General features: G+C 71.9%; 15 protein-coding genes. 7 read left to right on the top strand and 8 right to left on the bottom strand.

The annotated features are described in order from the left end of the window. Positions 1-17 precede the first annotated feature (17 nt). The 3 genes from OG842_RS19295 to OG842_RS19305 all read left to right on the top strand — a co-directional run bounded on the left by OG842_RS19295 (position 18) and on the right by OG842_RS19305 (position 4,080). Positions 18-2,522, top strand: a complete 2,505-nt coding sequence (locus tag OG842_RS19295) for an MFS transporter (RefSeq protein ID WP_328512407.1) — start codon at positions 18-20, stop codon at positions 2,520-2,522. 165 nt (positions 2,523-2,687) lie between these two features. Next, entirely contained in the window at positions 2,688-3,503 is an 816-nt protein-coding gene (locus tag OG842_RS19300; RefSeq protein ID WP_266731168.1) for a YceI family protein, read from the top strand. Positions 3,504-3,609: 106 nt separating this feature from the next. Beyond that, positions 3,610-4,080, top strand: a complete 471-nt coding sequence (locus OG842_RS19305) for a PPOX class F420-dependent oxidoreductase (RefSeq protein ID WP_266731170.1) — start codon at positions 3,610-3,612, stop codon at positions 4,078-4,080. A gap of 105 nt (positions 4,081-4,185) precedes the next feature. Here OG842_RS19305 and OG842_RS19310 read toward each other — a convergent pair whose 3' ends face one another. Together OG842_RS19310 and OG842_RS19315 are read right to left on the bottom strand one after the other, a co-directional pair. Continuing rightward, the gene (locus tag OG842_RS19310) at positions 4,186-4,944 is read right to left on the bottom strand and encodes a TetR/AcrR family transcriptional regulator (protein WP_266731172.1); all 759 of its coding nucleotides are present in this window, start codon (positions 4,942-4,944) and stop codon (positions 4,186-4,188) included. 100 nt (positions 4,945-5,044) lie between these two features. Continuing rightward, entirely contained in the window at positions 5,045-6,574 is a 1,530-nt protein-coding gene (locus OG842_RS19315; RefSeq protein WP_266731173.1) for an MFS transporter, read from the bottom strand. Positions 6,575-6,733: 159 nt separating this feature from the next. On the opposite strand from OG842_RS19315, the gene OG842_RS19320 reads away from it, so the two are divergent. Next, complete coding sequence (locus OG842_RS19320; protein ID WP_266731175.1) at positions 6,734-7,597, top strand: endonuclease/exonuclease/phosphatase family protein; 864 nt, start codon at positions 6,734-6,736, stop codon at positions 7,595-7,597. A 3-nt stretch (positions 7,598-7,600) separates the two neighbouring features. On the opposite strand, the gene OG842_RS19325 is transcribed toward OG842_RS19320, so the two are convergent. The 6 genes from OG842_RS19325 to OG842_RS19350 form a co-directional block, all read right to left on the bottom strand. Further along, on the bottom strand, positions 7,601-9,784 hold the full coding sequence (locus tag OG842_RS19325; RefSeq protein ID WP_328512408.1) for an ArnT family glycosyltransferase: 2,184 nt from the start codon (positions 9,782-9,784) through the stop codon (positions 7,601-7,603). Beyond that, positions 9,781-11,130, bottom strand: a complete 1,350-nt coding sequence (locus OG842_RS19330; RefSeq protein WP_266731179.1) for a bifunctional glycosyltransferase family 2/GtrA family protein — start codon at positions 11,128-11,130, stop codon at positions 9,781-9,783. Before OG842_RS19330 ends, OG842_RS19325 begins: the two co-directional genes overlap by 4 nt. A 26-nt stretch (positions 11,131-11,156) precedes the next feature. After that, the gene (locus OG842_RS19335; protein ID WP_266731181.1) at positions 11,157-12,725 is read right to left on the bottom strand and encodes a sensor histidine kinase; all 1,569 of its coding nucleotides are present in this window, start codon (positions 12,723-12,725) and stop codon (positions 11,157-11,159) included. Further along, on the bottom strand, positions 12,718-13,458 hold the full coding sequence (locus tag OG842_RS19340) for a response regulator transcription factor (RefSeq protein WP_266731182.1): 741 nt from the start codon (positions 13,456-13,458) through the stop codon (positions 12,718-12,720). The genes OG842_RS19335 and OG842_RS19340 overlap by 8 nt, the downstream gene beginning before the upstream one ends. A gap of 87 nt (positions 13,459-13,545) precedes the next feature. Next, positions 13,546-14,424 (bottom strand): amidohydrolase family protein, encoded by an 879-nt coding sequence (locus OG842_RS19345; protein WP_266731184.1) that lies wholly within the window; start codon positions 14,422-14,424, stop codon positions 13,546-13,548. A gap of 77 nt (positions 14,425-14,501) precedes the next feature. Further along, a complete protein-coding gene (locus tag OG842_RS19350; RefSeq protein WP_266731186.1) occupies positions 14,502-15,389 on the bottom strand; it encodes a DUF2797 domain-containing protein in 888 nt (295 codons plus the stop codon). A gap of 134 nt (positions 15,390-15,523) precedes the next feature. Between OG842_RS19350 and OG842_RS19355 the strand changes: the two genes are divergently transcribed. The 3 genes from OG842_RS19355 (at position 15,524) to gap (ending at position 18,222) form a co-directional block, all read left to right on the top strand. Next, entirely contained in the window at positions 15,524-16,090 is a 567-nt protein-coding gene (locus OG842_RS19355; RefSeq protein ID WP_266731188.1) for an IPT/TIG domain-containing protein, read from the top strand. A 72-nt stretch (positions 16,091-16,162) separates the two neighbouring features. After that, entirely contained in the window at positions 16,163-17,116 is a 954-nt protein-coding gene (locus OG842_RS19360; RefSeq protein WP_266731189.1) for a GlxA family transcriptional regulator, read from the top strand. Positions 17,117-17,223: 107 nt separating this feature from the next. Then, positions 17,224-18,222, top strand: coding sequence for a type I glyceraldehyde-3-phosphate dehydrogenase (gap, locus tag OG842_RS19365; protein ID WP_266731190.1), 999 nt, complete (start codon positions 17,224-17,226; stop codon positions 18,220-18,222). The last annotated feature ends 117 nt before the right edge of the window (positions 18,223-18,339 follow it).

The raw sequence follows: 18,339 nt of genomic DNA on the forward strand, positions 1-18,339 counted from the left end.
CAAAGACAAGGACTTAAATGGCTACGACCACACCAACCGGTGTGCGGGGCGGCCACGCCAAGCACGGGGGATCCTCCGATCCCTCGTCCGGCGCGCCGATGACACACCGGCAGATCATGGAAGCGCTGGCCGGGCTCATGCTCGGCATGTTCGTCGCGATCCTGTCGTCGACCGTCGTCTCGAACGCACTGCCCGAGATCATCTCCGACCTCGGCGGCGGCCAGAGCGCCTACACCTGGGTGGTCACGGCCTCGCTGCTGGCGATGACCGCCACCACCCCCCTGTGGGGCAAGCTCTCCGACCTGTTCAGCAAGAAGCTGCTGGTCCAGATAGCCCTGATCATCTACGTCGCTGGCTCGGTCGTCGCCGGTATGTCGACCAGCAGCGGCATGCTGATCGCCTGCCGTGTCGTCCAGGGCATCGGCGTCGGCGGTCTCTCCGCCCTCGCGCAGATCGTGATGGCGGCGATGATCGCCCCGCGTGAGCGCGGTCGCTACAGCGGATACATCGGTGCGGTGTTCGCCGTCGCCACCGTCGGTGGACCGCTGCTCGGCGGTGTCATCACCGACACCAGCTGGATGGGCTGGCGCTGGTGCTTCTACGTCGGCGTCCCGTTCGCCGTCATCGCGCTGATCGTGCTCCAGAAGACGCTGAAGCTCCCGGTCGTGAAGCGTCAGGTCAAGGTCGACTGGTGGGGCGCTTTCTTCATCAGCGCCGCCGTGTCGCTGCTGCTCGTCTGGGTGACCTTCGCGGGTGACAAGTACGACTGGCTGTCCTGGCAGACCGCCGCGATGGTCGTCGGTTCCCTCGCGCTCACCGGGATCTTCGTCGCCGTCGAGAGCAAGGCCAGCGAGCCGATCATCCCGCTGCGCCTCTTCCGTAACCGCACCATCACCCTGGCCTCGCTGGCCTCGCTGTTCGTCGGTATCGCGATGTTCGCGGGCACCGTCTTCTTCAGCCAGTACTTCCAGCTGGCGCGCGGCAAGTCGCCGACGATGTCGGGCGTCATGACGATCCCCATGATCGCGGGTCTGTTCGTCTCCTCGACCGTCTCCGGCCAGATCATCACCAAGACCGGCCGCTGGAAGGCCTGGCTGGTCAGCGGTGGCTTCCTGGTCACCGCCGGGCTCGGGCTGCTGGGCACCATCCGGTACGACACGGAGTACTGGCACATCGCGGTCTTCATGGCCGTCATGGGTCTCGGCATCGGCATGATGATGCAGAACCTGGTGCTCGCCACGCAGAACCAGGTCGCCCCGTCCGACCTCGGTTCGGCCAGCTCCGTCGTGACCTTCTTCCGTTCCCTCGGTGGTGCGATCGGCGTCTCGGCGCTGGGCGCCGTCATGGCGAACCGCGTCACCCACTACGTCAAGGACGGTCTCGCGGAGCTCGGCCCCAAGGGTGCGGCCATGGGCCACGGCGGTACCGGCGGCGGGGGCATCCCCGACCTGGACAAGCTGCCCGCGCCGTTCCGTACGGTCGTGGAGAGCGCCTACGGGCACGGTGTCGGCGATGTCTTCCTGTACGCCGCTCCGGCCGCGCTGATCGCCTTCCTGATCACGATCTTCATCAAGGAGGTCGCCCTGAAGACCAACGCTTCGAGCGAGGCCCCGGCCACGGCCACCGAGGCCCCGGCCACCGAGGCGGTCGAGGCTCCGGCCGCCGTCGCCGACGCGCCGGTCTCCCGGGCGGCCGCCACCGCCACCGCCACGGCCACCTCGGTCGACACCCTGGAGGCCCCGGTCGCCACCCTGCACGGCACGTCCGTGCGCGGTGTGGTGCGCGGCGCCGAGGGCGCGCCCGTCGCACGGGCCGCCGTCACGCTGATCTCGCTGGCCGGGCGGCAGCTGGGGCGCTCCGTCGCCCAGGCCGACGGCAGCTACGGTCTGGACGCGCCGGGCTCCGGCTCCTACGTCCTGATCGCCTCCGCCGACGGCTTCCAGCCGCAGGCGTCCACGGTGGTAGTCGGCGACGAGCCGCTCGTGTACGACATCCTGCTCTCCGGTACGAGCGGACTGGCCGGCGTCGTGCGCGCCGCGGAGACCGCCGCCCCGGTGGACGGCGCCGTGGTCATCGTGACCGATGTGCGCGGCGATGTGCTGGCCACCGGCAAGTCCGGCGAGGCGGGCGAGTTCACCTTCGGTGAGCTGGTCCCCGGTTCGGTGACCGTCGCGGTGAACGCCGCCGGCTTCCGTCCGCTGGCTCTGCCGGTGGAGATCGGCGGCCAGGGCGTCACCCGGGTCGAGGCCGCGCTGCACTCCGGTGCGCTGGTCCAGGGTGTCGTGCGGGCCGGTTCCGCGCGGCGGCCGCTGCCGGACGCCCGGGTCACGCTGGTCGACGCGGCGGGCAATGTGGTCGCCACCTCGACGACCGGGGAGGACGGGGCGTACGCCTTCACCGACCTGGACGCGGGCGAGTACTCGGTCATCGCGACCGGCTACCCGCCGGTGGCGAGCGCGCTGACCGTCGCCGGTCGCGGGGCCGACGGGCACGACATCGAACTCGCTCACCCAGGCGAGTGATCAGCGAGTAATCACAGACCCCTGGCGGGTCGGCGTTTCGAGCGGAGACGCTGTACCGGCCGGTGGAAATGGGCCCCGGTGGCGCGGATGGCAGGCAGGGGACGGCCTGCCGTCCCCGCCCCGGGGCCCGACTCATTGAGTCATTGAGCAAGGAGAGAAAACGGGATGGGACTTCGCGCACAGGTACGAACGCGGGACGGCTGGGCGGTCCAGCACGCCGTCGTGACGGTCACCGACATGACCGGCACGCAGGTGCTGCGGGCCAGTGCCGGCGAGGACGGGGCGGTGCGGACCGAAGCTCCGCTCCAGGCCGGCGCCTACACGGTGATCGTCACGGCGGTCGGGTACGCACCCGCCGCCTCCACCGCCCTCGTCACGGCGAGCGGGCGGGTCGAGGCCGGCACGGTGGTGCTGGCCCGCCAGGGCGGCGTGGAGCTGCCGCCGCCGGGCGCCTGGTCGCTGGACCCGGCGCACTCCTCGGTGGCCGCGGTCGCGCAGCACCTGGGCATCTCCAGCGTGCACGGCCGGTTCACCGAGTTCAGCGGCCGGATCGAGATCTCGGAGGAGATCCACCGGTCCCGGGTCGACGCCGTCATCAGCGCGGCGAGCATCGACACCGGCAACGGCATGCGCGACAAGCACCTGCGGTCGCCCGACTTCCTCGACTCGGACCGCTTCCCCGAGATCACGTACCGCTCCATCGGGATCACCCCCGCCGGCCCCGACCGATGGACCGTCCACGGCCAGCTGTCGATGCGCGGGGTCGAACGCCCGGTCGACCTGAACCTGAGCTACCTCGGGACGGGCCCGGACCCGTGGGGCGGGGTGCGTGCGGCCTTCAGCGCCACGGCGGAGCTGCGCCGCGAGGACTTCGCCATGAACTACAACCAGGTGGTGCAGGCGGGCATCTCGGCGATCGGTACGACGCTGCGGGTGGAGCTCGACATCCAGGCCGTGCAGGGCGAGTCCCTGCCGTCGTAGTCGGGCGTGCGGGGCGAGTCCCGGCCGCTGCGCTCGCCGCGCGGGTTGATTCCCTGCCGTCCTGGTCGGCGTGCGGGATGAATGACTGCCGTCATAGTCTGCGGACATGGCACCCAATATCGCGACGAACATGGCTGTGGAACTCGACGAGTTGCTGGCCTTCGTACGGCCCAGGCACCGGGCGATCCTGCTGACCACCCGGTCCGACGGCCGCCCCCAGGGCTCCCCGCTGACCTGCGGGGTGGACGACGCGGGCCGGATCGTCGTCTCGACGTACCCCGAGCGGGCCAAGACCCGCAACGCGAAGCGGGACGCGCGGGTCAGCGTGATCGTGCTGTCGGACGACTGGAACGGGCCGTGGGTCCAGGTCGACGGGTCGGCCGAGGTGATCGACTCGCCGGAGTCGGTCGAACCGCTCGTCGAGTACTTCCGGAACATCTCGGGTGAGCACCCGGACTGGGACGAGTACCGGGCGGCGATGGTGAAGCAGGGGAAGTCGATCATCCGGATCACTCCGGAGCGGTGGGGGCCGATCGCCACCGGCGGCTTCCCGGCCCGTCTGGCGTCCGACGGCTGACCACGTGGGCAGGACATCAAGAAGAAGGGGCGATGCGGGATCTCACCGATCCCGCATCGCCCCTCGGCTGTCCCGCGTCGCCCCCGGGCCGTCCCGCGCCGTCCCTCAGCGGTCCCGCATCGCCTCGATGCCCGCGATCAGCAGGTCCAGGGCGAAGGCGAAGTCCCGGTCGCGCATCTCCTCGACCGTGTCGCCGCCGCGGGCGTCCATCACTTCCTGCGAGGACTCCATGATGTCGCTGAGATGCGGCTGGTCGCGGATCGTGGCCATCGCCTGCTGGTAGTACTGCTCCTGGCTCAGTCCCGCAGCCGCGCTGCGCTGCGCGAAGTGGCCCTCGACCGTGCCGAATCCGTACACGAACTGGAAGACCGCGGAGAGCGCGCCGGTCTGGTGTTCCAGCGGCAGGCCGGTCGCCCGGATCACGTCCTGGACGGCGTACGACATCAGCATCGCGTGCGGGCCGATGTTGAGGAAGTGCCCGGCGAGCATCGACACCCAGACATGCCGGACGAGCAGTTCCCGGTACTCGGTGGCCAGCCCGCGCAGCCGATCGTGCCAGTGCGCGTCCTCCTTCGGAGGCGTGAACTCGCTGTAGACCGAGTCCAGGGCCAGTTCCAGCAGGTCGTCCTTGGTGTCCACGTACCAGTACAGGGACATCGCGGTGACGTCGAGCTCGGCGGCGAGCCTGCGCATGGAGAACTTGGCGAGCCCCTCGGCGTCCAGCAGCCGGACCGAGGTCGCGGTGATCCTCTCCCGGTCCAGGCCCGCCGCCTGGTCCGGTTTGCGGGTGCGCGACGGTGTCCGCTGATCCAGCCACACGCTGGTCCTGGCGGGGTTCTTCACACGGTCGGCCGCGGACACCATGGCGCACTCTCCTCGTCTTGCCGGCGGGGCGGACCGGCCGCGTCCGCGTGAACCGCGCGCGGAACGGATCCGTTACGGTCCGGCGCGCCCCTCCCCGATGCTATGCCGCCGCGGCGGTGCCGGTGGAGCCCGCACGGGCGGATTCCGTCCGCTCCGCGCGGCGCAGCAGCACGGCGGCGAGCAGGCCGCCGACCAGCACCGCGACCGCTCCGAAGAGCTGGCTGGTCTCCAGCCCCGAGGCGAAGGCGTCGGTGATCCGGGCCCGCTCCCCGGCGTCGGCCGCCGAGGCGAGCGCGGCGGGCAGCGAAGCCGCCCCGACCGCCGCCGGCACCAGCGCCGCGAACCGCGAGTTGAGCACCGCGCCGAGGACGGCGACCCCCAGGCCGTTGCCGAACTCTGCGAGGGTGCCGTTGACCCCGGCGCCCACCCCCGCCTTCTCCGGCGGAATGGCACTCATGATCGCGTTGGCCATGGCGGGCATGGCGAGCGCGATGCCCGCGCCCATCACGACCAGGCCGAGCAGCATGCCGCCGTAGCCGTCGCCGCCGAGCAGCGCGATCGCGGCCAGGCCCGCGGCCAGCAGGCTCATCCCGGACGCGATGGTGACCGGCGTTCCCAGCTTGGGCACGAGCCTGGCGCCCAGTCCGGTGAGGTTGAGCGCGACGACGCTCAGCGCCAGCGGAGCCGTGCGCAGACCGGCCTCCAGCGCCCCGTAACCGAGCACGAACTGGAGCTGCTGGGTGAGCAGGAAGAGCGAGCCGCCCATCCCGAAGGCGACCAGGATCGCGCCCGCGACCGCCCCGATGAACTTCTGGTTCCGGAAGAAGTGCATGTCGAGCATCGGGTACGGGATGTGCAGCTCCCACAGCACGAATCCGGTGAGTACGGCGACCCCGACGAAGGCGGTCAGCAGCACCTGCCCCGACGTCCAGCCGTGTCCCGGGCCGGAGATGATCGCGTACACGACGGATGCCATGCCGATGGTGGAGAGCAGCGCGCCGAACAGGTCGGGGCGCTCGCCGCCGGCGCTCCTGGACTCCGGGACGAGCCGGGCCACGGCGACCAGTCCGATGACCGCGACCGGGATATTGATCAGGAAGATCGCGCCCCACCAGAAGTGGTCGAGCATCACTCCGCCGATCAGCGGTCCGACGGCGAAGCCGAGCGAGCTGACGGTCGACCAGATGCCGATCGCCTTGACGCGCTCGGTCTCGTCGAAGATCTGCACGACGACGGCGAGCGTCGTGGTCATCAGCAGCGCGCCGCCGATGCCCATGCCCGCGCGGGCGGCGATCAGCTGTACGGACGTCTGGGCCAGCCCGGCCACCAGCGAGCCGATGCCGAACAGGGCGAGCCCGGCGATCAGCATCTTCTTGCGGCCGTAGCGGTCGGCGGAGCTGCCGGCCGTGAGCAGCAGGCCCGACTGGACCAGCGAATAGGCGTTGATCATCCACTGCACATCGGCGGTGGAGGCGTCCAGCTCCCGGGTGAGGGAGGGGATCGCGACGTTGAGAACGGTGTTGTCGAGCAGCACGGTGAGCTGTGCCAGACAGATGACGCCGAGGATCAGCCAGCGTTGCGGATGGCTCGGCGACGAGAGGTGGTTCTGCTCGGCGGCGGTCGCCGTCATACGGACTCCTGATCCCTTATGCGGTGTACGAGTAGCAAGTGCTGTACACCGTATAGCTGACCCTATACGGTGTACAGCACAATTTCGCTTTCCACTCGTACGGCCGTGGCGCGGCCGCGATACGGTGCTCGCCGCTGATCCGACAAGGGCTGGAGTGGTATGACACTGCGTCGCCGTACGGTGGAAGTGCTGGTCGCGGCAGGGCTGTTGGGGGGCGTCCTCGTGCCGCCCGCGACGGCGGCGGGCCAGGGGCACGGGCAGTCGGTGCCGCTGCGGGTGGCCACGTACAACATCCATGCGGGCGCCGGCATGGACAACGTCTTCGATCTCGACCGGCAGGCCGCCGAGCTGCGCTCGCTGGACGCCGATGTGATCGGACTCCAGGAGGTCGACGTCCATTGGGGCGATCGCAGTCAGTGGCGCGACCTGGCGGGCGAGCTGGCCGAACGGCTGGGCATGGCGGTGTCGTTCGCCCCGATCTACCGCCTCGATCCCGCGGCGCCGGGTGCGCCGATGCGGGAGTTCGGCGTCGCGGTGCTGTCCCGGTACCCGATCGTGAGCGCCGAGAACCACGACATCACCCGGCTCTCCACCCAGGACCCGAACCCGGTCCCGGCCCCCTCGCCCGGCTTCGGTGAGGTGGTGCTGCGGGTGAAGGGGCTGCCCGTGCACGTGTACGCGACGCACCTCGACTACCGCGGCGACCCGTCCGTCCGGATCGCCCAGGTGGCCGACACCCGCCGGATCATGGCCGAGGACCGGGCGGCGGAACGGAAGCCGGTGCGGCAGATCCTGCTCGGCGACCTCAACGCGGCACCGGCGGCGCCGGAGCTCGCCCCGCTGTGGCAGGAGCTCACGGACGTGGAGCCCGGCGGTCCCACGTACCCGGCACAGGATCCGGTGCAGCGGATCGACTACGTGGCGGTGTCGAAGGACACGGTGCGGGTACGCGACGCGGCGGTGGCCGAGACGCTTGCCTCGGACCACCGCCCCGTCGTCGCCGACCTGTCGCTGCGGCGCTGAGCCTCAGCTGTTCTCCTTCGGCCGGGTCAGGTCGTAGAAGGTGGCGCTGCCGGCCGTGACCTCCTTGAAGTTCTCCTCCACCCAGGAGGAGATCTGCGAGGAGGTGCCGTTGCCGCCGCCTCCCCCGCCCATGCCGCCCGCGATGAAGTAGTGGATCCTCCCGTCCTCGACGTACTGCTTGAACTGGGCGAGCGTCGGGGACGGGTCGCTCCCGTTGAAGCCGCCGATCGCCATCACGGGTTCGCCGGTGGCGAGTTGGTAGCCGGCGGCGTTCTGCGAGCCGATGGCCGCGGCGGCCCAGATGTAGTCCCCGGCGTTCTCCTCCAGGAGCTTCTTGGCCTCGGTGCCGACGGACGCGCCGTTGAGCAGCCCGCCCATGCCGCCACCCTGCTCGCCGCCGCCCCCGAAGCCTTCGCCCATGCCGGGCATGGCGGGCATGGCACCGGGCTGCTGCCCGTTCTGCGAGGTGCCGGGGCCGCCCTGCATCCGGCCCTGGCCGGGCATGGCACCGGTCGTGGGCTGCCCCATGCCGCCGCCCTGCTGATTGCCTTGCTGATTGCCCTGCTGGCTCGCCTGCCCCGGGGGCCGCATCCCGCCGCCGCGTCCGCCCCCGCCCATGCCGCCGGGGCCGCCCATGCCGCCGCCCGACGGGCCGGCCGTGACGATCGAGCCCTGGTGCCCGGTGTTCAGCGTGCTCACGGCGTACGCGGTCGGCCCGGCCAGCGACGCGGCGAAGCCCAGCCCCACGGCGACGAGCGCCAGCCGCCGCCCCGTCCGCGACACGAGCAGCAGCCCCAGCGCACCGGCGATCCCGGCGACGAGCACGGCCGTGCGCAGCCACGGCAGGTAGTCCGGGGTCCGCCCCAGCAGCACGTACGCCCAGTACGCCGTCACGGCGACCGTTCCGCCGAGCACGGCACCCGCCCACCAGCGGGACCGCTCCTCCCACAGGACCGTGGCGCCCATGCCGATCAGCGCCGCGAGGTACGGGGCGAGGGCCACCGTGTAGTACTGGTGGAAGATGCCGGCCATGAAGCTGAAGACGACCGCCGTCATCAGCAGCGAGCCGCCCCAGGCGAGGAACGCCGCACGGGCCGTGTCGGTCCGCTTCGCCCGCCAGGTCAGCCAGACGCCCGCGACCAGCAGGATCAGCGCGGCGGGCAGCAGCCAGGAGATCTGGCCGCCGATCTCGGAGTTGAACATCCGGCCGATACCGGTCTCGCCCCACCGGCCGCCGGACCCGCCGCCCGGACCGCCACCGCCGCCGACGCTGCCGGTCTCGTCGCCGTTGATCCGGCCCAGGCCGTTGTAGCCGAAGGTCAGTTCGAGGAAGGAGTTGTTCTGCGAGCCGCCGATGTACGGGCGGGACGAGGCGGGCCACAGTTCGACGATCGCGACCCACCAGCCGCCCGCGACGACCATCACGAGGGCCGAGAGCCCGAGCTGGCCGAGCCGCTTGCGTACGGAGACGGGCGCGAACACCGCGTACAGCACGGCCAGCGGCGGCAGGATCAAGAACGCCTGCAGGGTCTTCGTCAGGAACGCGAACCCGACCGCCACCCCCGCCCACACCAGCCACTTGGTGCGGCCGCGCTCCATCGCGCGCAGCACGCAGTAGACCGTGACGGTCATCAGCAGCGCCAGCAGCGCGTCCGGGTTGTTGAAGCGGAACATCAGCGCGGTCACCGGCGTGAGCGCGAGGACCACCATGGCGATGAGCCCGGCCACGGCGTTGAAACGGCGGCGTACGCCCGCGTACAGCACCCCGGCCGTGGCCACCCCCATCAGCACCTGCGGGAGCAGGATCGCCCAGGAGTTGAGGCCGAGGACCCGCACCGACAGGGCCATCGGCCAGAGGGCGGCCGGGGGCTTGTCGACGGTGATGGCGTTGGCCGCGTCCAGCGAACCGAAGAAGAAGGCCTTCCAGCTCCGGCTGCCCGCCTGCGCGGCGGCGGAGTAGAAGGAGTTGGCGTAGCCGGAGGCGCTGAGGTTCCACAGATACGCGCCCGCGATGACCAGCAGCAGCGCGAGAAAGGCCGGCCGCGCCCAGCGCGGGTCCTCGGGCCTGCCCCGCCGGACGCGGTGCGCCAGGGGCCTGTTCGGGCGGCCGTGGGCCGGTGCGGCGGACGGCGCGGGCGCCTGCGCGCCCGGCGGGGCCGGAAGGCGGTCGGGATGCAGCGTGGTCATCGGACGTTCCCCAGTTCGTGGTGAGTGTCATCGCCGGGCCCGGCGGCAGGGGCCGCGGAGGCGGCCCCTGCCGCCGGATGGCCCTCCACTGCGGTGGCGGCCCGTTCCGGGAAGACCCAGGCGCGGAAGAGCAGGAACCGCAGCACCGTCGCCGCGAGGTTGGCCGCGATCAGCACGGCGAGTTCCGTACCGTGCGACGGGGATCCGGAGGCCGCCCCCAGTGCGGCCAGCGATCCGCTGGTCAGCGCGAGGCCGATGGCGAAGACGACCAGGCCCTGCGCCTGGTGGCGTACGGCCCCGCCCCTGCCCCGTACGCCGAAGGTGAGCCTCCGGTTGGCCGCCGTATTGGCGACGGCCGACAGCAGCAGCGCGCCGCCGTTGGCGAACTGCGGGCCGACGCCCAGCCGGAACAGCGAGTACAGGGCGAGGTAGACGAGCGTGGAGAGCGCGCCGACGATGCAGAACCCGACGAGCTGCCGGGCCAGTCCACCCGGCACCCCGCTCAGCGCACGGTCGCGCGGATCGTCCCCGAAGGGCCGGGCCAGCCGGTCCAGCGGCAGCGCGCCGACCGCCAGCGCCCGCCCCACCCGCCACACGCCCTTCAGGTCCTCGGTCGCCGTCCGGACGATGTGGACGGTGGAGTCGGGGTCGTCGACCCAGTCGACCGGCACCTCGTGGATGCGCAGCCCGGCGCGTTCGGCGAGCACCAGCAGCTCGGTGTCGAAGAACCACCCCGAGTCCTCCACCATCGGCAGCAGCCGCTCCGCGACATCGCGCCGGATGGCCTTGAACCCGCACTGCGCGTCGCTGAACCGGGCGGCCAGCGACGAGCGGAGGATGAGGTTGTAGGCGCGCGAGATGAACTCCCGCTTCGATCCGCGCACCACCCGCGAACTACGGGCAAGCCGGGAGCCGATGGCCAGGTCGGAGTGGCCCGAGATCAGCGGCGCGACCAGCGGCAGCAGCGCGTTGAGGTCGGTGGACAGATCGACGTCCATGTAGGCCAGGACCGGGGCGTCCGAGCCGGACCAGACGGTGCGCAGCGCCCGCCCCCGGCCCTTCTCCTCCAGCCGGTACGACCGCACCCGGGGCAGCGCCGCCGCGAGCCGGGCCGCCACCTGCGGTGTCCGGTCGGTGCTGGCGTTGTCCGCGACGGTGATCCGGAAGCTGTACGGGAAGGTGCGTGCCAGATGGTCGTGCAGGCGCAGTACGCACGGTTCGAGGTCCTTCTCCTCGTTGTGGACGGGTACCACCACATCGAGTACGGGTGCGCCCGCCGCATCGACCGCTCCGGCGAGGAGGTGGTCCCGGGTCGGCAGAGTGCCCCGGGGAGTGTCGGTTCGCATGGGACCGACACTCACCAACGCCGCTGTCACGACGGTGTGCTGAGCCTGTCCCCCCGCTGTGAGTACGGACCGGCTGCGGGTTTCACAGGTTCTGCGGGCAGGTGGACGGCGAACACCGTGCGTCCCGGCACCGAGTCCACCTCGGCCCGCCCGCCGTGCGCGGCGACCACGGCCTGCACGATGGCGAGCCCGAGGCCGGTGGAGCCCGCGCTGCGGGAGCGCGAGGCGTCACCGCGCGCGAACCGCTCGAAGACGTGCGGCAGCAGCTCGGGCGGAATGCCGGGCCCGTCGTCCTCGACCTCCAGCGTCACCCACGGCCGCCCGGCCGCGCCCCGCACCCGGACCGCGACGGTCGTGCCGGGCGGGGTGTGGGTACGGGCGTTCGCCAGCAGGTTGACCAGCACCTGATGGAGCCGGGTCGGATCGCCGTGCACGGTCGCGGGCTCGTCCGGCAGTTCCAGGCGCCAGTGGTGGCCGCTCTCCCCGGCGGCGCGGGCATCGCTCACCGCGTCGACGACGACGGGCGAGAGGTCGGTGCTCTCCAGGCCGAGCGGGCGTCCGGCGTCCAGCCGGGCGAGCAGCAGCAGATCCTCCACCATGCCCGTCATCCGCTCCGCCTCGGACTCGATCCGCCCCAGGGCGTGCCGGGTGTCGGGGCCGGTCTCCTCGCGGCCGCGCCGGGTCAGTTCGGCGTAGCCGCGGATCGAGGCGAGCGGGGTGCGCAGCTCGTGGCTGGCGTCCGCGACGAACTGGCGTACCCGTGTCTCGCTCTCCTGCCGGGCCTCCAGCGCCGAACCGACGTGGCCCAGCATCCGGTTGAGGGCCGCGCCCACCTGGCCGACCTCGGTACGCGGATCGGCCTGGGCCTGCGGGACCCGCTCCAGGAGGGCCACCTCGCCGCTGTGCAACGGGAGTTCGGAGACCAGGGTCGCGGTCGCGGCGACCCGGCGCAGCGGACGCAGCGCGACGCCGACGATGGTGGCGCCCGCGAGCCCGGCCGCGATCAGGCCGGCGCCGGTGACGCAGACCTCGACGACGATCAGGGCGGTGAGCGCCGAGCCCACCTCGTCGGCGGGGATGCCGACGAGGACGGTCGTCCCGTGCGGGTCCGTGACCGCCTCCACCCGGCTGGCGCCGAGCCCCGGCAGGTCGACGGTGCGCGGGTCCTGTCCGACGGAGATGTCCGCCGCCGCCAGCGCCCTGCTCTGGGCCGCGGTCATCGGCTGCCCGACGTCCTCGGCCCCGGACCCCGGGGTGGTGGTCTCCACGACCACCCGCGACGAAGTGACCACGCCGTCCGCCACCACGGCGCCGAAGACGCCGACGGGCAGCCCGCGCGCGTCCACGAAGGCCAGCGGGTCGCGGCTCTGCGGCACACCGCCGCCGGGCATGGGGCCCCCGCCGGGCGGTTTCGCGGCCCGCACGGCGATGGCGTCCAGCTGGTCGTCGAGCTTGCCGTACATGTAGCTGTGGAAGGCGATGGTGGTGACCGTCCCGATGACCGCGGCGACGACCGCGATCAGCGTGACCGCCGAGACCACCAGCCGGGTCCGCAGCGTCCACGGCCCCCGCCACCTGCGGGGGTGCCTACTCACCGGGCCTGATGAGGTACCCCGCCCCGCGCCGGGTGTGGATCATCGATGACCGTCCCGCGTCGATCTTCTTGCGCAGGTACGAGATGTAGAGCTCGACGACGTTCGCCTGCCCGCCGAAGTCGTAGTTCCAGACCCGGTCGAGGATCTGCGCCTTGCTCAGCACCCGTCGCGGATTGCGCATCAGGAAGCGCAGCAGCTCGAACTCGGTCGCGGTGAGATGGATGGATATCCCGCCCCGGCTGACCTCGTGGCTGTCCTCGTCGAGCATCAGATCGCCGACGACGAGCGTCGACTCGCTGCGCACCGCCGCCGTCCCCGAACGCCGGATCAGCCCGCGCAGCCGCGCCACGACCTCCTCCAGGCTGAACGGCTTGGTGACGTAGTCGTCGCCGCCCGCCGTGAGACCGGCGATCCGGTCCTCCACCGCGTCGCGCGCGGTCAGGAACAGCACGGGGACCTCGGCGAGCTCCCGTCGCAGCCGGCCGAGCACGGCGAAGCCGTCCGTGTCGGGCAGCATCACGTCGAGGATCACCGCGTCGGGCCGGAAGTCGCGCGCCATCCGGACGGCCCCGGCACCGTCCCCGGCGCTGCGCACCTCCCAGCCCTCGTAACGCAGGGCCATGGACAGCAGCTCGGCAAGCGGAGCCTCGTCGTCCACCACCAGCACACGGACCGGGGTGCGGTCCGCCCTGAGCAGTTCCGTGCGCCCCTGGGGCGAGGTCGTCGTCGTCATGCCCCAAACCCTGTGGGTCTCCTCTGAAAGGGCTCTTACCCGAATCTGTGAATTCCCTGAGAAAGCGGCAGCGCCGCCGCCGGGCCGTCAGCCGACCCCGAACAAGGCGCTCGCGTTCCCGTGACAGACCGCCCGAAGCCAGTCGTCCCCCAGCTCCAGCCGTTCCAGCGCGTGCAGTTGATGGGCGTACGGGTACGGGATGTTCGGGAAGTCCGTGCCCAGCAGGATCCGGTCCCCGAGCGCGGCGAGCCGCCCCCGCTCAGTGGGCGGGAACGGGCTGAAGTCCTCCGTGAAGTCCGTGAACGCCATCGTCGTGTCGAGCCGCACCTGCGGGTACGTCTCCGCCAGCGCCAGGAACTCCTCGTACTCCGGCATCCCCATGTGCGCCACGATCAACGGCAGCCGCGGATGCCGGGCGAGCAGCCGGCCGACCGGCTCCGGGCCGGTGTGCTTGCCGGGCGCCGGCCCCGAACCGCAGTGCATCACCACCGGGATCCCGGCCTCCGCGAGCAGCCCCCAGACCGGATCGAGCAGCGGGTCGTTGGCGTCGTACGCGCCGACCTGGAGGTGCGACTTGAAGATCCGCGCCCCCGCCTCGACGGCCTCGCGCACATACCGCTCCACGCCCTCCTCCGGGTAGAAGGTCGCGGTGTGCAGGCAGTCCGGCACCCGGCGGGCGAAGTCGGCCGCCCAGCCGTTCAGCCAGGCGGCCATCCCCGGCTTGTGCGGGTAGAGCATCGAGGTGAACCGGAGCACGCCGAACGAACGCAGCAGCGCGAGGCGTTCGTCCTCGTCACGGCGGTACTCGATCGGCCACTCCATCCCGGTCAGCGGCCCCGCCGAGTCGAAGTACGCCCAGACCTTGGCCAGCACCCGCTCCGGCATGAAATGCGTATGGACATCGATGATCCCGGGCAGCCCCAGCCGCTCCCGGAACCGCACGACGTCGTCGGCGTCACCACTCATCCCGCGCCCCTCCCACCGTTCCCAACCGCCTGTAACGGTCCATTCCTCACCGTCCGGACCCGACCGGTCCGACGATCTCAGAACAGCCCGCCCTGCACGCCACTGCCCCCGATGTCCGCCACCGGCACCCCCACCCCGGCCCGCGGGTCCGCCGCCACCAGCTCCCACCCGGTCATCAGCCGGGTGTCCAGCACCACGACCCCGTCCGTCGCCGTCACCAGATGCAGATCGGGCCCGGCCGCCGCCACCAGCCGCCCCGCGACCACGCCCCCGGCCACCAACTCGGTGACGGCCCACGCCACCTCCACCACACCGTCGAGCCCGAACAGCCCGGCGTGGTCGACGGCCTCGAACGGCAGCCGCGCCAGCGAATCCGGCCACCCGGCCCCCTCCAGCGCCACGGCCCGCCCGTAGAGCTCCGCCACCTCGGCACGGCGCTCCGCCGCCCCCGGCAGCTCCCCGCGCACGGCCCGCTTCCTCGCGTACGGAATCCGGTCCGGCACCCCGAGCGCCGACCGCAGCACCTCCTCGGTCCGCCGGCACGCCATCAACGGCCCCCGCCCCAGCCAGCTGAACACCACGGCCCCCTGCTCGCGCAGCCGCGCCGCCTCCCGCTGCTCGGCGGTGATCCCGACCTTCACCGTCCCCGGCCCGAACCAGGCGAGATAAACGCGGTACGTCCTCGGGTCATCGGCGATCGTGTCGGCGGCCACCGAATGCGCCCGGTCCAGCCGCGCGCACTCCGGGCACCGCGCCCCCGTGCTCCGCCCCGACACCACGGCCCCCACCGGACACGCGTTCCCGCGCGCCCCGACGCACCGCCGCTCCCCCTCGGCGCGGAACCCGAACTCCGTCCCGTACGCCTGCGCACTCCCCCGTACGGCCCCGCCCCGCCGCCAGCCCAGCACGGGCGGCCCCTGCGCGTCCGGCCACCGCAGCCCGGTGCACTGCCACGCCACAGCCATGAACGACTCCCGAAAAGACATTGAGCGACGTCAGGCGACGTTAATGGACAGCCGCGGCAGCCTCGCGCCGGGACGGAAAAACCGGAGGTCGCCGCAGCGCCGCGCCAAGTATTCTGATCAACTGCTTTTGAAACATGACCGGTTGGAGAATCCACGTGTCCGACTCCGGCGACACCCGCACCACCGGCGACCCGGCCGGAAGGACCGATCGCAGCCACCGAACGGTGATCATCGCGGCTGTCATCACCGGCTCGGCCACCGTCATCGCCGCCGTGATCGCGACCACGGTGGCGGGCGACCACTCCCCGAAGGCACCCGCCGCCATCACGGCGCCCCCGGCCTCGCAGCACGCCTCGGCCACCCCGCGCCCCGTGCAGAGCCTTCCGTCCACACCACCGCCCCCGGCCCCTTCCCCCACGGCCGCCCGCATCATGGCCGCACCGGACTCGGCCGCCATAGGAGCCACCGTCACGATCACGGGCTCCGGTTTCACGGCCGAGGAACAGGTGCGCATCACGTTCAACGGAACGTACGGCTCCACACTCGACCTCCGCGACGTCACGGCCGGACCGGACGGCGGCTTCGCCGCAGAGGTCACGGTCCCGGAGGACAGCGTCGATTCGGACCAGCAGCAGTCGTTCGAAGTCCGCGGCCTGGACAGCGACGAGCGCGCCGACACCCCCTTCCACATCACGGGCTGAGCCGTGTCCGGAAAGTCCCACTCCGTCCGCGCGTGGGGCGTACCGAAGTCACGCCCCACGTAACCTCTTACTGTGTCCTCCCGCCTGCATCGCGTCGCCGTCCTCGTACTCGAAGGCGCGAAGCCGCTCGATGTCGGAATTCCCGCGCAGGTCTTCACGACCCGCGCGAGCATGCCGTACGAGGTGCGGGTGTGCGGGGCGACACCCGGTCCCGTGGCCGGCGGCGAAGGTCTCGCGTACTACGTCGCCCACGGCCTCGACGCGCTCGCGTGGGCCGACATCGTCTTCGTCCCCGGCTACCGGTACCCGGACCGCGAAGACCCGCCGCAGGCCGTCGTCGACGCACTGATCGCCGCCCACGACCGGGGCGCGCGGCTCGCCGCCATCTCGACGGGCGCCTTCGCGCTCGCCGCCACGGGCCTGCTCGACGGCAGGCGCGCCACGACGCACTGGCACTACACGCGGGCGCTCATGGCCAGGCATCCGCTCGTCCAGGTCGACGAGAACGTGCTGTTCGTCGACGAGGGCAGCGTGCTCACCTCGGCCGGCGCCGCCTCCGGCATCGACCTGTGCCTGCACATCCTGCGCGGCGACCTCGGAGTGGCCGCGTCCAACCACGCGGCCCGGCGTCTGGTCGCCGCCCCCTACCGCAGCGGCGGCCAGGCCCAGTACGTGCCGCGCAGCGTCCCCGAGCCACTCGGCGAGCGGTTCGCCGCCACCCGAGAGTGGGCGCTGCACCGGCTCGGCGAGCCCCTCACCCTGGACACACTGGCGCGGCAGGCCGAGGTCTCGCCGCGCACGTTCTCCCGGCGCTTCGTCGAGGAGACCGGCTACACGCCGATGCAGTGGGTGATGCGCGCCCGCATCGACCTGGCCCGCGAGCTGCTGGAGCGCTCGCAGCGCAGCGTCGAACAGATCGCCGCCGACGTCGGGCTCGGCACCGGCGCGAACCTGCGCCTGCACTTCCAGCGCATCCTCGGCACCACACCGAGCGAGTACCGGCGCACCTTCACCCGGGGCGAGTGACCCGCCCGGCACCGCATGGCGGGATCCTTTTGAACCATGGCGATCCCGCCACTGTCAGCGGCGCGCGCCTCGGGCGAGCCTGGTGGCGAAGGAAAGGGACATCACTCATGACTCGCATCGCCATCAACGGATTCGGCCGCATCGGACGCAATGTGCTGCGCGCACTCCTGGAGCGCGACAGCGCCCTCGAGATCGTCGCCGTCAACGACCTGACGGAGCCCGCCACTCTCGCCCGGCTGCTCGCCTACGACAGCACGTCCGGCCGGCTCGGACGCCCGGTGTCCGTCGACGGGGACGTACTCGTCGTGGACGGCCACCGGATCAAGGTGCTGGCCGAGCGCGAACCGGCGCAGCTGCCGTGGGCCGAACTCGGCGTCGACATCGTCCTGGAGGCCACCGGCCGCTTCACCTCGGCCAAGGCCGCCCGCGCCCACCTCGACGCGGGTGCGAAGAAGGTGCTCGTCAGCGCGCCGTCGGACGGCGCCGACGTCACGCTCGCGTTCGGGGTCAACACCGACGCCTACGACCCGGCCGTGCACACGATCGTCTCGAACGCCTCCTGCACCACCAACGCGCTCGCGCCGCTGGCCGCGGTCCTCGACGAACTCGCCGGTATCGAGCACGGGTTCATGACGACGGTGCACGCCTACACGCAGGAGCAGAACCTGCAGGACGGTCCGCACCGCGACGCCCGTCGCGCGCGGGCCGCCGGCGTCAACATCGTGCCGACCACGACCGGCGCCGCCAAGGCGATCGGCCTGGTCCTGCCGAACCTCGAAGGCAAGCTGTCGGGCGACTCGATCCGCGTACCGGTGCCGGTGGGCTCGATCGTCGAACTCAACACGACCGTCGCCCGCGACGTGACGCGCGACGACGTGCTGGCGGCATACCGCACCGCGGCAGAGGGGCCGCTCGCCGGCGTCCTGGAGTACTCGGACGACCCGCTCGTGTCGTCCGACATCACGGGCAACCCCGCCTCGTCGATCTTCGACTCGGCCCTCACCCGCGTCGAAGGCCGCCACATCAAGGTGGTCGCCTGGTACGACAACGAGTGGGGCTTCTCGAACCGCGTCATCGACACGCTGGAACTCCTCGCCACCCGCTGACCGGACGCCGGGGCGGCACGGCTCGTTGCCGTGCCGCCCCGGCCGGCCGCTGCTGTACGGACAACACGGATAACGCCGAAGGCCCTCAGGATTTCTCCTGAGGGCCTTCGGCTTGCT

The organism is Streptomyces sp. NBC_00376 (genome assembly GCF_036077095.1).
Taxonomy (GTDB): domain Bacteria; phylum Actinomycetota; class Actinomycetes; order Streptomycetales; family Streptomycetaceae; genus Streptomyces.

Bases quoted from the DNA above. Each gene is read 5' to 3' on its own strand.
- OG842_RS19295 (WP_328512407.1), top strand. From the start codon at position 18: ATGGCTACGACCACACCAACCGGTGTGCGGGGCGGCCACGCCAAGCAC.
- OG842_RS19300 (WP_266731168.1), top strand. From the start codon at position 2,688: ATGGGACTTCGCGCACAGGTACGAACGCGGGACGGCTGGGCGGTCCAG.
- OG842_RS19305 (WP_266731170.1), top strand. From the start codon at position 3,610: ATGGCACCCAATATCGCGACGAACATGGCTGTGGAACTCGACGAGTTG.
- OG842_RS19310 (WP_266731172.1), bottom strand. From the start codon at position 4,944: ATGGTGTCCGCGGCCGACCGTGTGAAGAACCCCGCCAGGACCAGCGTG.
- OG842_RS19315 (WP_266731173.1), bottom strand. From the start codon at position 6,574: ATGACGGCGACCGCCGCCGAGCAGAACCACCTCTCGTCGCCGAGCCAT.
- OG842_RS19320 (WP_266731175.1), top strand. From the start codon at position 6,734: ATGACACTGCGTCGCCGTACGGTGGAAGTGCTGGTCGCGGCAGGGCTG.
- OG842_RS19325 (WP_328512408.1), bottom strand. From the start codon at position 9,784: ATGACCACGCTGCATCCCGACCGCCTTCCGGCCCCGCCGGGCGCGCAG.
- OG842_RS19330 (WP_266731179.1), bottom strand. From the start codon at position 11,130: ATGCGAACCGACACTCCCCGGGGCACTCTGCCGACCCGGGACCACCTC.
- OG842_RS19340 (WP_266731182.1), bottom strand. From the start codon at position 13,458: ATGACGACGACGACCTCGCCCCAGGGGCGCACGGAACTGCTCAGGGCG.
- OG842_RS19345 (WP_266731184.1), bottom strand. From the start codon at position 14,424: ATGAGTGGTGACGCCGACGACGTCGTGCGGTTCCGGGAGCGGCTGGGG.
- OG842_RS19350 (WP_266731186.1), bottom strand. From the start codon at position 15,389: ATGGCTGTGGCGTGGCAGTGCACCGGGCTGCGGTGGCCGGACGCGCAG.
- OG842_RS19355 (WP_266731188.1), top strand. From the start codon at position 15,524: ATGACCGGTTGGAGAATCCACGTGTCCGACTCCGGCGACACCCGCACC.
- gap (WP_266731190.1), top strand. From the start codon at position 17,224: ATGACTCGCATCGCCATCAACGGATTCGGCCGCATCGGACGCAATGTG.